Source organism: Lancefieldella sp. (genome assembly GCF_057237245.1).
Genome location: NZ_DBHHJM010000002.1, coordinates 21,305 through 36,419, shown reverse-complemented (window position 1 = coordinate 36,419; position 15,115 = coordinate 21,305). Strand labels below are relative to the sequence as shown.

Sequence of the window (15,115 nt, the reverse complement as noted above, 5' to 3'; positions counted from 1 at the left end):
GCAATTGAAAAATAATTATTTCTAAATGTCGTATATATTACTCCAGTTTTGTTCATCTCCTATAGAAAATAATTCCACGTAAGTTCCATAAAATATGTGGTGAATATGCACTACACTAAATGAATGTGTCTTTGACTCATTTGCTGAAAGTCTGTTTGTCAAAACACGCTGATTTTTGCTATGTAACTTCGTTTTTATAAGGAGTGCTCCTTGGCTAAGCACTTTGCAAAAAGCTCTGCTTCTCATACCGCTAACCTACAACCTCTTTCTTCAGAGGAAGCTACAGAGAAAGCGCCTTCTCTTAAAGACTCAGTACCAAGCCTTGGCGATACTGATATGTACGTTGCTCTCAATGAAGAGCAGGTAAAAGCCAATCAGCTTAATGATTCTTCACAATCAGCGGAAGCGCCAGAAGAGCGGGCAGATGATTTAACTGTCATTGCTCCCCTTGATAGCGCAGAGCTTGGAGAAAAAGAAGAGGCTCCCGTTGTTCACAAGAAACATCAGTGGTGGAAGATACCTGCTGCGCTCGTTGGTATTCTCGCTCTTGTGTATGTGGGTGGAGCAATCTTCTTTAACTTCTTCTTTATGCCTCAAACCAGCATTTATGGTAAGGACTACTCCTTAAAACCTGCTTCAGATTTACAAGCTTCTAGAGCAAACGAGGCCTCAAATTACTCCGTCCAAGTCTCTGGAAACGGCGTAGATTTAACCATCAAGGCATCTGACATTGATTTAACGTACGACGCAGCTGGATATGCTCATGATGCTATTAGCCAGCAGAATCCTTGGATGTGGCCACTGGAGATTACTCGTAGCAGGTCCCTAAGCCCACATGCAACCGCTTCGTATGATACAAGCAAGGCAGACGCACTCTTTAATCAAAGAATTGAGCAGGCAAAAGAATCTGCTCAAACTCTAGAGAACAATGGTATTACCTACGATAGCTCGGCTAAAAAGTTTATTTTTGCTGACGACGCTATTGCTACAAGGCTATCTCTTGAGGGTGTCCATAAAGATTTACAAACCGCTTTTGATAATCTGAGCACTACCGTACAGCTTGGCCCAGAAAGCCTCATGAGCGCAGAAGACCTTGATACTGCCTTGAAGACTGCTAATTCATATGTTGCTTCTGCGGTTGATTTGATGCTAGGAGATTCTGCTGCATATCAGCTTGATCAAGACACCATTGCTAGCTGGATTAAGTTTGATGAGAATCTCTCTATTTCATTTGATACAGACGCCATTACCAAATGGGTCAACGAGACACTTGCTCCTGCAGTAGATACTCGTGGAACTTCAAGAACATATAAGCGCTGGGATGGGAAAGAATTCACCACAAAGGCCGCTGGTGCATACGGTTGGGTTATTGATAATGACGCTGCTGTAAAAGCCATCTCTGACGGCCTGTCCGCTGGTCAGGCAACAAAGATTGAACTGCCTACAAAACAGTCGGCCGGTACATTTACTAAACAGGGCGAGCAGGACTGGGGCGGTCGTTATATTGACGTTGACCTTACCACTCAGCATGCTGTTCTTTATGGTGATGATGGCACAATTCTTTGGGAAGCTGACGTAGTAACTGGTATCCCAGACGGACATCACAACACTCCAGAAGGAGTCTGGTATATTACCAGCCACATTCGAGACGCTCGTCTTCTTGGTCCAAATGACGAGAATGGCAAACCAGGTTGGGATGCACACGTTGATTTCTGGCTTGGCGTAAAGGGTCAAGAAGTCGGCTTCCACAATGCTCCATGGAGAAGTGCGTTTGGTGGAAACATCTACAGAACTGGCGGCAGTCATGGCTGTATTAACCTAAGCTATGAAAATGCTCAAAAACTCTTTGATATTGCCAAAGACGGAGATCCAATTATCATCCACTACTAGGTTTTTCTTAGAGAATAATCACGCGCGCTTTAGAAAACAATTCTGAAGCGCGCATTTTTTGCCTTACAAAAGATCTACGACACGCTCTTTATTTGCCATAAAATCAAGATACTCTGAACCTAAGCGAGAAGTGATCAATGAACTGGCAGAAGGAAATTTGCTGGCTGCTTTATCAAAACCATAGTCTCCTGTGCCGTAATTAAATGTTGCAAGTATATTATCAGACAGAAAGGTTCCTCCACCTTCTGTATTGTATTCATAGTAGGAGACGGCAGGTAATTTGCGACTGCTCATAGCTTGTAGAATATAAGCAGTCCCATAAAGAATATATTGATCAAAATCTTGTGATGAGAGAGAAATTGAATATAAAGCGGCATCTTGCTCGATTGTTCCAATGATTTCTCCATTAACACTTACAACCCACAAAATACCACCGTCTAATAATTCATTGTTTTTCTCTACAATTGATAAAATTGGACCAGATATATACACGTCGTTTATATTGCAGGTATGAGTCCTATATTCTCCAGACTCAAACTTTTCATATGAGAAAATATTATCAGCTGATTGCTCCCTTATAAATTCCACAGCTTGATGTTTTAAAAAATCGAGGTTTCGCTCCCTAACCGCTTCGGGTCTAAACCAACTACATATGAATACACATGCCACAATCACTGCGCTGATAGTTATATACAATTTTTTCTTACCATGGGACATGTCTTATCGCCTCACTTGTATTGAATGTAAACCGAAAACGTGCTCTTAGGAAAATCCTATAAAAGATCTACAACACGCTCTTTGTTTGCCATAAAATCAAGATACTCTGAACCTAAGCGAGAAGTGATCAATGAACTGGCAGAAGGAAAATCAGAATCACTTTGCCTAATACCAATATTAGTAATATTGTTATATGCATGTGAACCTAACAACCCGTCTGATAGGTACATTTCTCCACCACTTGCATTTTGAACACTCCACTTTATGACGGGTAATCCTCGTGTATGCATTTCTTCGAGTAAAGGAATGTTCATTTGATACATGCTTTGATTGATAGAAAATCCAAAATTTGAAAGTATAGATAATGCATATATATCCTGATCAACAACTGCTACCAACTTGTTATTCCTACTGATAACCCACAAGAGTCCTGTTGTTGCAATATCTCCATTTTCCATTTTTGTAGCACATAAAATAGGACCTGATATCTCAAGATCTTCGATGCTATCTATCTTCAAATAGTTATACTCTGGCCCCAGTTCTTCACTGTAATCATTAAATGTGTTGAGCTGACTAGCAACACATTGTGCAGCCGATTTTTTTAAATTTGTTATTTGAAGTGGTGATACATTTTTTGGTTTATAGAACACTATTAGACCTATTATCAGCCCAGCTGACAACAATACTATGCCTACAATAATTCTTTTCCTACGCTGCATCATCTGTCACCTCACTTAAGTCTGTAGTTGGTACTGACACGGGAACAATATTTGGATTTAAGACTTTTCTTGCAATGCCTTTTTGATCAAATTCATACACAACACCGTCTATCCTTGCCTTTTGTCCAACTACCATTGAACCCTTAGGTCCACCGAAAGGAACATTTTTCTCAGTTCTAAAGAAAAACTTGCCTTCAAGCGTTGCAAACCATCCAATTTGCATAGCGCCAGAAGATTCATCTAAATGGAATATATAACCACCGTCTATAAGCCTACCTAGATGCATTGTGCCTGTATAATTGAAGTAATACCATTCTCCCTTTATATATTGCCATCCTGTTTGTATAACGCCGTTAGAATCTGCATAATACCAAGGGTAGCCTACTCTAAACCAGCCAAGAGCCATAGAGCCGTTATCAGCAAAATAATATTTGTATCCATTTATTGTTTGAAAACCGGTAAGCATCTTTCCTGAGGAATCAAGATAAAACCAATAACCTCTATCATTAACCCAGCCTGTTTGCATTTTTGCAGAGTCATTAAAGAAATAATAGCTACCTTCTATTTCTTTCCAACCTGTTTGAGCAGATCCATCGCTATTAAGGTAATACCAAACACCATTCCATTTAAACCATTGAGAGTAAGCCATAAGGCCATTGTCTTGAAGGAAATACCATTTTCCATCAACAAATACCCAGCCTTTTTGCATGGCTCCAGTAGATCCTAGATAATACCAGCCTTCTGATTCATGAAGCCAACCTCTTTGAAGATGACTGCTCGAGTCAAAGAAATAATAATTACCTTCATAGCTTTTCCAGCCTGAGCATCGTGTTACCGAGTCTGAATCGATGTAATACCACGTATTACCGCCATCGTTACTTTGAAGTCCTGTTGGATAAACAAAACCGGTTAAATCCCTTGGCCCATCGTTAAATTCAGAGTATCTAAAAACACCTACAGGGCCTGGTCTTAATACATTTATCCTGTTAAAGGCAGAATCTTGGACAAAAATTTCTTCTAAGTAGTTTGAATACAGGTAACCGCAGGCCGCGACCGTATGTCCAATAGAATTCTCTTTTACTCCAAACTGTAGTTCGGGTATTGAAGGCACGGATAATCTAACTAGGAAAGGAATCCCCAAATCCAATAAACTCATAAAATATGCATTTGAAAATTTTTTCTCATAAATTCCGTTCACATAAAAATTAGTCTCAGAATATTTGAAGAAATGTAGGGCATTAATTTCGTCCGACGGATATCCCGTTGCATCATCTTTACCAGTTAGCTTAATTACTATTTCAGTCGGGGAAAGAGAATTATCTTTTGTCAAATACGAACCCGTAGACCAAGCAGCAGCTGCCCAGCAAATATTTTTATTTCCCTGATAATAGCGAGGCAAATCAAACAGAACTCTTTTCAGATTTGCGTCTTCAATATTTTGTACAGATTGTCTGCCGCTTCCACCCTCTATCATAAGATTGTTCATATCTAAAGCAGCGATTAGCTGACTGATGTTCTTCCAATACTCAGGACTATCGTCTTCGATTTTAAAGATTTCTCCTGAAATTACAGAAATAAAGGTAATTCCATCAGTTAAATAACAGTCGTCTTCTGTACGAAATACAATTCCGGCCTTAAAATATTTTTGGGAAATTTCAAATATATTGACATAGTTGATAGAGGCACTATAAGCAAATCCCTCTGAATTATTTTCTCCAATACCAGTAAGTATTGCGACAATATTTTTATCAATATATATCGGATAATGATATACTGGAAGCGGTTTAAGGACATTACCCTCTAATATATATTCTGGTATATAATTTTTTAGGTTAAATTCTTTTGAATCGCATTCAACATGGTTAGCTTCCAATAAGGGAAGGATCATTTCCGATACTGCTTCTCTTACCTCTAATATAGGAATCTCTGACGCATTACATTTTAAGCAGTGTAGTTGAGAAGAAAGAATAACAAGCATGAAGCTAATTACGAACCAGACAACCTTAAAGAAGTGCCGCATAAGTACCTCCTCAACGTATGATCTTTTCAGAAATGATTAATTAAATCTCTACATGATAAAAGTACTTATCGGTAAATGGTAGTTATTTAAACCATAGACGTTATATAACATTCTTTGCTACCTATGAAATTTATAAAGTTTCTTAAAAAATAAAGTCATCCCATTTCCGTTCTAAATATGACATTAAGGAAATGAATTAATTTCTGAAATAAAAATTCAGGAAGACTTATAGACTATTGATAATATCTCTGTCTTCATGTTAAATAAATAAATCAAACATTCCCGTAAGAACGTTTTATACTTCTTAAGTTATTCCAAATATTCTTTGTTTACTCTTTAATCGTTTTAACTTTAAAACCAAAATAGTAAATGTGTCCTAACCAAACAATAACAAGGACAATACTGCCAACAATAACGCCTTTCATAAGCATGGCAATCAGACCTACGGCCATAATCAAGGTTACTGTAACAAGGATGCGTGTTTTAGTCTTAACAGTCATCCCTTTTCCAGCTTTAAAATCAGCAAGATTATTTTGGTAAAACTTTGTATTAATAAGCCAATTATTGAGTCGGTCGGATGATTTTGCAAAGCAAAATGCAGCAAGTGCCAAAAATGGAACAGTTGGCAAAATGGGAAGCACTACACCAAGCACAGCAAGTGCCAAGCTTATACAACCTAGTGCCATAAAGGCAACGCGTTTAACTGACATAAATACTCCCCACTGCTTTTTGAGAGAGTTTACCATGTTTAACAAAATGCAGTAGAGATATTGCTCGACATGAGCAATTCTTATATAAATTTATTTACTAGTAACGCCTAGAAACGTGGCATTTGACCTCCGCCAAAGCCCATATTCTTCATCATGGACTCCATGGCACGACGACCTTTCTTTGCATTGCCGCCCTGAGTCATAGCCTTCATCTTGCCCATCATCTTATTCATCTCTCCCCACTGGCGAATAAGCTGATTGACTTCCTGAACACTACGACCAGAACCCATGGAAATACGACGACGACGCTGACCGTTAATAATCTTTGGACGTGCACGCTCTTCCTTGGTCATGGAATGGATAATGGCTTCAATCTTTCCCATAGAGCTATCATCCACACCACCCTGCTGGGCCATCATGCGGTCACCACCAGGTAAAGCACCAATAAGCTTTGCAAGACCACCCATCTTGCGGATCTGATTCATCTGATTAAGCAGGTCATCCATAGTAAAGCCTTCACGCAACATGCGCTCAGCATCTTCAACTTGCTTCTCGTCTGCTGCCTGCTGGGCCTTCTCGACAATAGAGATAACATCGCCCATGCCAAGGATGCGCTTGGCCATACGGTCTGGGTGGAAAACCTCAAGTGAATCGGGTTTCTCGCCCATGGAAACAAACTTGATAGGCTTACCGGTAACCTCACGTACGGAAAGTGCGCCACCACCACGAGCATCGCCATCAAGCTTGGACATGATAACGCCATCAAAGTCTACGCGCTCAGCGAAGGTGCTGACAACATTGACGATATCCTGGCCGGTCATGGCGTCGACAACCATAAGAATCTGATCTGGCTTGACGGCACGCTTGATAGCAACGGCCTCTTCCATCATTTCTTCGTCAATTTGAAGACGGCCAGCGGTATCGACAATTACCAGGTCGTTGAGGTGGTCAACAGCTTCCTGGATAGCCTGAGACGCAATAGCAACGGCATCTTTGCCATCTCCACGATAGACTGGCACACCGATCTCAGAGCCAAGCGTTTCAAGCTGATCTGCTGCTGCGGGACGGTGAACGTCGCAGGCGGCAAGCAGAGGATTCTTTCCCTGGGACTTAAGCAGGTAGGCAAGCTTTGCAGCTGCGGTTGTCTTGCCTGAGCCCTGAAGACCAACGAGCATAATGACGTTTGGAATGCGGTTCTGCGCCAGCGTAAGCTTGGACTCAGTTGAACCAAGCAGTGCCGTGAGCTCATCCAGAACAATGCGGACAACATTTTGGGCTGGAGACAAAGACTCTAGCACGTCAGCGGTCATGCACTGCTCTTTACAGCGACCAACAAACTCTTTAACTACCTTGTAGTTAACGTCAGCCTCGAGAAGAGCCATGCGAATTTCTCGCATTGCTGAATTGATATCGTCCTCAGTGAGACGGCCCTTTCCGCGCAGAGCGGAAAATGTATTTTGCAGTCTATCTTGCAGGCTGTTAAACATTACTGAACTCCCTCACCAACAAGTGCTTCACAGAATGAACGAGCGTCAAATGTCTGAAGATCATCAATTGACTCGCCCACACCAATACGATAAATAGGCAGGTTAAGCTGGTTGGAAATTGCCAGAGCAATCCCTCCCTTTGCGGTGCCATCAAGCTTGGTGACAATAAGACCGTCCAAAGACAGTGCGTCGTTAAACTCTTTTGCCTGGTTAAGGCCATTTTGACCAGTAGTTGCATCAATAACCAAGACAACACTCACAGGAATAGCTCCTGCGCGCTTTCTAGTTACCGAGACAACCTTAGCAAGCTCACGCATAAGATCGGATGAAGTATGCAGACGTCCAGCAGTATCAATAAGTACCAGCTCAGTGCCTTGTTTTTCTGCTGTTTCAACAACTTCAAAACAAACGCTTGCAGGATCAGCGCCACGGTCTTTTGTTACTACCTCAATACCAGAACGCTCTCCCCATACCTGCAGCTGCTCAATTGCAGCCGCACGGAAGGTGTCAGCACCGCCAATCAAAGTCTTGACGCCACTAGCGTGTGCGCGACCAGCAATTTTGCCAACGGTGGTAGTTTTACCAGCACCGTTAATGCCTACGAACAAGACAATAGAGGGCGTATCCGTAAAAGGATCTCTTTCTGCAACAGGAAACTCTGACGTAAGTCGCTCAACAAGGGCACGGCGAAGCTGATCGGAGCGCATAAGATTTTCTCGCGCTGCACGTTCACGCAGATCATCGGTGACGCGCATTGCCACCTCAGCGCCCATGTCTCCCATAACAAGCGTGTCCTCAAGGTCATCCCAAAAGTCTTCGGTGACCTCTCCACCCATATAAAAGATTTCGCTTAAAGTCTCACGAGAGCGTTCAAGACCGCGGCGAAGATTGTCCATAAAGCCCATTAGATATCAACTACCTTTCCGGTTGTCTTATCAAGCCTCTGAGAGACAACGTGGCTGACACCATCTGCCTGCATGGATACACCATACAGTACATCTGCCTGCTCCATGGTGCGCCTCTGGTGAGAAATTACAATCAGCTGAGTGGTCTCTTTGAGCTGTTCAATGGCATCAAGCAGCTTGGAGAGGTTGGCGTCGTCGAGCGCGGCCTCAACCTCATCAAAAACGTAGAACGGAACAGTGCGCGTCCTATACACAGCAAAGAGCAATGCCAGGGCAGTGAGGCTCTTCTCGCCACCTGACATGAGCATCATCTTGGTAATGCGCTTACCGCGCGGTTGAGCCACAATCTCAATGCCTGTCTCGGAGAGATGGTCAGGGTCAGTAAGCTCAATGTGGGCGTGGCCTCCAGGGAACAGCATCGAGAAGATCTCGGAGAAGTTCTGGTTAACGCGGTCAAAGACAACAAGGAAGCGGCTACGCATCTTGCGGTCAATGGCCGAGATAATCTTCTTCAGTGAGGTTCGAGCAGCCTCTAAGTCAGCTACCTGCTCATTAATGTAGTCAGCACGCTCTTTGAGTCGCTCATACTCATCCATAGCTACAGCGTTTACAGGACCCAGCGCCTCAAGCTGACTCTTGAGCGATGCAGCAAGACGTTCTGCCTGCTCTCTATCTTCTGGCTCAGGAAGCGTCAAAGCCTCGTCCAATGAGGCGCCCGTAGCAAGAATGGCCTCGATGGCGTTTTGAACCTGAACCTCAAGCTTGCCAATCTCAACGCTAATCTGGTTAGCGGCGTCTTTCTCTTTTTCTACCGTAAGCGCAGCTTCAGAAGCAGCGTCTTTTGCCTCAGAGATGGTCTCTCGCAGCGTCTCGGAGTCTGCCTCCGCCAACGACGCGCGATCCTTGAGCCTAGACGCCCACTCGAGCGCCTTCTGGTGCAGAGCATCGTAGCGCTTGTACAGCGGGTCTACGCGAAGCCTGATTACCTCAAGCGCGTGCGTTGCCTGTTTAGCAGCAGCAAGCTGCTCATCCAGCTGAGACAGACGCCTCTCAAGCTCTGCCTGGCGAGAAGCCATGCTCGTTGCGCGCTCTTTTGCAACAGTGAGGTCCGTTTTTGCATCCGAAAGCTCTCGGTTGGCCCTACCCTGAGCGCGAATGGCATCCTCATGCTGGTCCTGCAGCTCTTTGAGCTCCGAAGCTAGCGACTCCATGCGAGTCTTAGCCTCTTCAGCCGCACGCTTGTGCTCATCAATATGCGCACGAGCCTCTTGAGCGCGCTCTTTGGCTTGCTCTCGAGAAGTGCTCACCTGCTTCAACTCAGCCTGAGAAGACGCAACCTGTCCCTCAAGACGGCCTCGCTCCGCAGCAATAGAGGTAAGCTCACCGTTGAGGCGAGCAACCTCACCCTTGGACTGCGCGCTTTTCTCGCGAACTGAAGCCAGTTCATTCTCGCAGTTGGTAACTGCGGAGCGAGCAGCCTCCAGATGGCGTTTGAGGGAAGGAAGCGCGCCCTCAAGCTCACGGATGCGACGCTTACGCTCAAGAGAGCCGTCCTCAGCCTGAGATGCGTGCCCTAGGACCAGACGACCGTCTGGATAGAGCAACGTGCCGTCAGGGAGCGCATAAAACCCGCGAGGCTCAACTTTGCGAGCAGCGTAGGCGTCATCAAGACTCTGAGCAACAAAAACGTGACCAAAAAGCGTCCGCACAAGAGCTTCGGCGCCCTTCTGCGCAGATACGTGCTCAAGTAGAGGCGTTGTATGAGCGGGAGCGGCAAGAGCTGGAGTTGCTTCAGAGAGGAGTGCAACCAACGTAGCCTTACCGTCCTCAGAAAGCGTCTGAACGCGCTCAAAGAGCGTCTGAATGTTTTGCTGCTTGTCTACAACAAGCGCGGAAAGATCTTCTCCCAAAAGCTGCTCAACAAGAGCTTCAAACTCTGGCTGAACCTCAAGGTAATCGGCAAGTCTGCCAGAAACAAGAGAAGCGGTTGCCGTATCAGAGACAAGCTTTTCTGCCAGAGGGCTTCCCTTTTGAACTTCCACATCAAGCGCACGAAGCGCCTCGAGTGTAGCTTCACTGCTTGAAAGCTCCTGACGAGCAGCCTGCTCTGCCTCACGAGCCGCCTCAAGTGCAGAAGCGCGCTCAGAAATCTCAGCGACAAAAGCTTCGGACTCCTGACGAGCCGTCTCAAGAGCTGCAGTAAGCTCTGCTTCTTTAGCGCCACTATCTTCCAAGGCAGCTTGAGCAATCTCAAGGGCCTCGGTAATCTGAGACAACCTTGACTCAAACATCTGGTCTTCTACCTGCGCATGAGCAATCTGCTCTTCAAGCTTTACGTACGCAAGCGTCTCTTTATCAGCGGTATTGCGCGCACTACGCTCAGACGCAGTGCAATCAGAAATCTTTACATCCAGAGCACGGCGCTCGGCAATTGCCTGGTTAGCCGCCTCTTGCAGAGTATTCACACTCTCAGTCAGATCCGCAACCTTTGCACGAATTGTTGCTAGCTGACCAGAAAGCTCTTCATTCTCTTTTGCCGCATCTGCCTTCTGCTTGTCCATCACAGAAAGCTGCATACGCGTATCAGAAAGGCGAGAAACCATGTTCTTGCCCTTCTCCTCCAAAAGACGCATGTCAGAGCCCATACGGCCAAGAATCTCTTGCATGCGACGACGTTGCTCGCCCAAGTCTCCAACAAAAAGACCCTTTTGCTCAAGAAGCGACTGAAGCTTTTCAAGCTCACGGTTTTTCTCGCCCGCGCGATACTGCGCAAGCTCAATGGCAGCCTCTGCCTCTTTAGCGTGAGCCTCCAGTTTGCCGTGCGTAAACTGCAGCTGACGAAGGTCATCCACTGCAAGCTGAACCGTCAAATCTTTGAGCTGAGCGGACAGATCTTTAGCGCGAGAAGCCTTGTCTACCTGCCTTTCAAGCGGTTTAAGCTGGCGGGTAATCTCGCGAGAAACCACTTTGGCTCGCGTGAGATTCTCATCCATAGAAGAGATTTTGCGTTCCGCACGCTCTTTGCGGCGGCGATGCTTAGAGATATCTGCTGCCTCTTCAATGAGCTCACGACGCTGCTCAGGGCGGCTAGACAGAATAGAGTCAAGCTTGCCCTGGGAAATAATGGAGTGAGTATCTTTGCCCAGACCGGAGTCATGCAAAATGTCCTGGATATCCATGAGTCTTGAAGGAGCACCGTTAATCAGGTACTCAGACTCTCCAGAGCGATACATGCGCCTGGTAATACCAATTTCAGAGAAATCAATAGGAATGGTGTGGTCGGAGTTATCCAGAACCAGCGTTACCTCGGCAACACCCACCGCTCCCCTTGCTGATGAGCCAGAGAAGATGACGTCTTCCATGGCTTGGCCACGGAGCATCTTTGCGCTCTGCTCGCCCAATACCCAGAGAATTGCGTCAGAGACATTGGACTTACCCGAGCCGTTAGGACCAACGACAACGGTAAGACCGGGGTCAAAAACCATCTGAGTTTTATCAGCGAATGACTTAAAACCCTTAAGTGTCAGCGATTTTAGATACACGGGTACAGGGTACCTTTCTACCTTAGGTGCATTTCTGCATCAGCATCAAGCGGAGCATCATCCACACCAAGACGTACCAACGCGTCTTGAGCGGCTTCTGACTCTGCAGCTTTCTTTGATGGTCCCTGTCCACGACCCACCTTAAGGCCGTCGACAAATACCACAGCGGTAAACGTTGGCGTATGAGCAGGTCCGCTCTCGCCAATAAGCTTGTACTCTGGGGTAGCTTTACCTTTAGCTTGTACCGCTTCTTGCAAACGAGATTTAGGACTTACCGAACGAACTGCCAGCGCTGGAGAAATGTGAGGTCCAAGCGTACGAATAACAAACTCGTGCGTTGGATCAAAGCCCGCATCAAGGTAGAGCGCGCCAACAATGGACTCGTAGACGTTCTCCAGAGCAGACTTCATGCCACGCTTTCCCGTGCCCTTCTCGGAAATTCCCATAACAATTAAGGGAGAAATTCCTAGAGTATCAGAGACAATGGAGAGCGTATGGCCGGATACCAGAGAGATTTTCAACCTAGTAAGCTGGCCTTCATCCATATCTGGATAACGCTCAAACAGCTCTGTTGCAATAATGGCACCAAGAATTGAGTCACCCAGAAACTCCAGGCGCTCATACGAAGCAGAAACAGGCTTGCCCTCCACCGCCGAAGGGTGTGTGAGGGCAGCCTCGATAAGGTCTTTATTGGTAAATGTGTGACCGCAAATAGCTTCTGCAGCAGCTACTCGTTCGTGCAATTTCACGTATAAAACCTACTTAAGCAGCAAGAATAGCGTCTACTGCGTCACCAACGGTAGCAATCTCATCGATGTTCTCTGCATCAAAGGTCATATCAAACTCTTGCTCAAGGTCTGTGACAAGCTGCAAAAGATCAAATGAGTCTGCACCAAGATCCTTAAATGAGGTGCCCTCTGTGAGCTCAACGGAATCGTCAAGGTCAAGAGTCTCTCTAACAACGTCAATTACCTTTTCAAGTGTTTCTGTGCGATCCATACATCCTCCTTGCACACAACAATGACGCTAGTAATTTTACCCCGTGATGGGCATCTGTATGATGACATTACTAAAGCTGAAACAAACAATCTTAAAAAAGTAAAGCCCACAGAATTGTCCATGGGCTCCACCATACCTTATAAAAAGTTTTATGCTACAGGCGCTTTTATTACAGCTGAATTGAAGAAGAGATTTTCTCAATTAGATTGGCGCGTACTGCATTGGCTGCAGAGAGTGTTCCTGCGCACACTGCAGAAGAGCTAGTAGCACCATGTCCTTTAAGTACAGGTGCAGAAACACCTAGCAAGAAGGCACCACCAACAGAATCTCCTGAAAGTTCTGCTGCCGTAGCCTTAAGAGCGTCTTTCAAAAGGAGTGCACCAAACGCAGCCTTCTTGGAAGAATTAATTGCGTCTTTGAGGCTAGACATAATAAATTTGCCCGTGCTCTCAATGGATTTCAAAGCTACATTTCCAGTAAAGCCGTCTGTCACAATGACATCAAAGCGGCTTCCTAAAATATCAGTTCCTTCAGCGTTTCCACCAAAATTAATAGCCGCCTCTGCAAGAGCTGCATGATATGAGAGAGCAAGCTCAGAACCCTTGGTCTCTTCAGATCCATTGCAGAGAAGGCCTACGGTTGGATTTTCAATTCCAAGCGAAGCGTTGGCAAAAGCCTTGCCCATTTGCGCAAATTGCACCAAAACTTCTGGACGCACATCAGCGTTAGCACCAGTATCCAAAAAGACAGTTTTATGACCACCAAGTCCAGGAAGAATCAGGGTGAGCGCTGGGCGCTTTACGCCCTTGATGCGACCAATACCAAAGGTAGCAGCGGTAAGCACTGCTCCTGTAGAGCCTGCCGAGAAAAGACCGTCAGCCTCTCCTGCCTTGACTGCCTGAGCAGCCCTTACAATACTGGCGTCTTTTTTCTGTCTAACCGCATTAGCGGGATGCTCGCTCATGGCAATAACTTCAGTGGTTACCAAAGCCTTTGCACGATTGTGCTTGTTTGCAAAAGGAGTAACAAACTCATCAGCTCCGGCGAGAAGAACCTCTAGCTCTTTATCCTTCTCGAGAGCCATACGAACTCCCTCAAGAACAACCTCAGGGCTTTGGTCAGATCCCATAACGTCTACACAAATAACGGGCATGATAACTCCTTAGTGCTATAAAAAAGAAGGCCGGCCCCTAAAGAACCGGCCTTCTTGGCCATACAATGTATGAGTGTTACTCAGTAACAACAACCTCACGGTCCTTGTAGAAGCCACAGTTAGGGCATACGTGGTGAGGAAGCTTTGGAGCGCCGCACTGTGGGCATACAGAGCGAGCTGCTGCGTTAAGCTTGCTGTTTGCCGAACGACGGGTGTGGGTTGCGCCGCGGCCCTTCTTTTGTTTAGGTACTGCCATCTTAAACCTCTTTTGCTCTTGCTAGCGCCCCTAAAACACATGAGGGCGCGACCCATTCACATAATGCGTTGGATACTATACCACGTACTGACACATTTTGTACGTAGATACAGCATTTCTTCACCATTTAGGAGAAGAAATTTTATTTTACTCTTCCGAATCCGGCTCAATCACAAGATTTTTGAGAGCCGCAAACGGGTTTGAAGCAAGCTTTTCTTCTTCTCGCTTCTGCTCAATCTGAGCTGCGTGACCGCAATCTTCTTCGTTCAGATTGCAACCGCATACTGGGCAAAGTCCCTTGCAGTCGGACTTGCACAGTACAACATAAGGCGTCTCCATAACAAGCGAAGGCAAAAGAGCCTCTGCAAGATCGATGGTTTTATCGGCATTTACTAAAACGTAATCTGCCTCATCTTCATCATCTGCAGAAATTACAGGCTCTTCAAAGAGATAATACTCATCTACCTCTGCGTTTAAAGAGAGATGTGCGTCCTCAAGACAACGGTCACACGTACCAATTGCGTCAGCACGAAGCATTCCGGTAACCAAAATGCCTTCACCCGCGTTGGTAAGCACTAGATCAAAATCAATTCCCATAGGAAGAGAAAATTCATGCTCCCCTAGCTCATACGAGTCTTCATTAAGATGGCCCGCATAAGAAACAGTATCGCCTGCATTTGCAAGACGATCATCTAGTGCATAAAGAACTGGTTGCAT

General features: G+C 45.5%; 13 protein-coding genes. 1 reads left to right on the top strand and 12 read right to left on the bottom strand.

Annotation, left to right across the window (positions count from 1 at the left end):
- The first annotated feature begins 210 nt into the window (after positions 1-210).
- Entirely contained in the window at positions 211-1,890 is a 1,680-nt protein-coding gene (locus ACO5GU_RS02100; RefSeq protein ID WP_484929878.1) for a L,D-transpeptidase, read from the top strand.
- Between the two features lie 63 nt (positions 1,891-1,953).
- Here the strand turns inward: ACO5GU_RS02100 and ACO5GU_RS02095 are convergent, their stop codons facing one another.
- From ACO5GU_RS02095 to ACO5GU_RS02040, 12 genes are all read right to left on the bottom strand, one after another.
- Complete coding sequence (locus ACO5GU_RS02095) at positions 1,954-2,607, bottom strand: hypothetical protein (RefSeq protein WP_484929876.1); 654 nt, start codon at positions 2,605-2,607, stop codon at positions 1,954-1,956.
- A 56-nt stretch (positions 2,608-2,663) separates the two neighbouring features.
- Complete coding sequence (locus ACO5GU_RS02090; protein WP_484929874.1) at positions 2,664-3,329, bottom strand: hypothetical protein; 666 nt, start codon at positions 3,327-3,329, stop codon at positions 2,664-2,666.
- A complete protein-coding gene (locus ACO5GU_RS02085; RefSeq protein WP_484929873.1) occupies positions 3,316-5,346 on the bottom strand; it encodes a hypothetical protein in 2,031 nt (676 codons plus the stop codon). The genes ACO5GU_RS02090 and ACO5GU_RS02085 overlap by 14 nt, the downstream gene beginning before the upstream one ends.
- Positions 5,347-5,675: 329 nt before the next feature.
- Positions 5,676-6,056: a YbaN family protein gene (locus tag ACO5GU_RS02080; protein WP_484929871.1), complete on the bottom strand. Its 381-nt coding sequence runs from the start codon at positions 6,054-6,056 to the stop codon at positions 5,676-5,678.
- Positions 6,057-6,163: 107 nt separating this feature from the next.
- On the bottom strand, positions 6,164-7,543 hold the full coding sequence (gene ffh, locus ACO5GU_RS02075) for a signal recognition particle protein (protein ID WP_484810229.1): 1,380 nt from the start codon (positions 7,541-7,543) through the stop codon (positions 6,164-6,166).
- Positions 7,543-8,448, bottom strand: a complete 906-nt coding sequence (gene ftsY, locus ACO5GU_RS02070) for a signal recognition particle-docking protein FtsY (protein ID WP_484929869.1) — start codon at positions 8,446-8,448, stop codon at positions 7,543-7,545. Before ftsY ends, ffh begins: the two co-directional genes overlap by 1 nt.
- Positions 8,448-11,990 (bottom strand): chromosome segregation protein SMC, encoded by a 3,543-nt coding sequence (gene smc / locus ACO5GU_RS02065; RefSeq protein WP_484929867.1) that lies wholly within the window; start codon positions 11,988-11,990, stop codon positions 8,448-8,450. Before smc ends, ftsY begins: the two co-directional genes overlap by 1 nt.
- Positions 11,991-12,007: 17 nt before the next feature.
- Positions 12,008-12,739 carry a ribonuclease III gene (gene rnc, locus ACO5GU_RS02060; protein WP_484905341.1) on the bottom strand — a complete coding sequence of 244 codons (732 nt, stop codon included), beginning with the start codon at positions 12,737-12,739 and terminating at the stop codon, positions 12,008-12,010.
- A 13-nt stretch (positions 12,740-12,752) separates the two neighbouring features.
- Positions 12,753-12,989 carry a phosphopantetheine-binding protein gene (locus tag ACO5GU_RS02055; protein ID WP_035427734.1) on the bottom strand — a complete coding sequence of 79 codons (237 nt, stop codon included), beginning with the start codon at positions 12,987-12,989 and terminating at the stop codon, positions 12,753-12,755.
- Between the two features lie 169 nt (positions 12,990-13,158).
- Positions 13,159-14,142, bottom strand: coding sequence for a phosphate acyltransferase PlsX (gene plsX / locus ACO5GU_RS02050; RefSeq protein WP_484929865.1), 984 nt, complete (start codon positions 14,140-14,142; stop codon positions 13,159-13,161).
- A 76-nt stretch (positions 14,143-14,218) separates the two neighbouring features.
- Positions 14,219-14,398, bottom strand: coding sequence for a 50S ribosomal protein L32 (gene rpmF, locus ACO5GU_RS02045; protein WP_012808941.1), 180 nt, complete (start codon positions 14,396-14,398; stop codon positions 14,219-14,221).
- 147 nt (positions 14,399-14,545) lie between these two features.
- Entirely contained in the window at positions 14,546-15,115 is a 570-nt protein-coding gene (locus ACO5GU_RS02040; protein ID WP_484901544.1) for a YceD family protein, read from the bottom strand.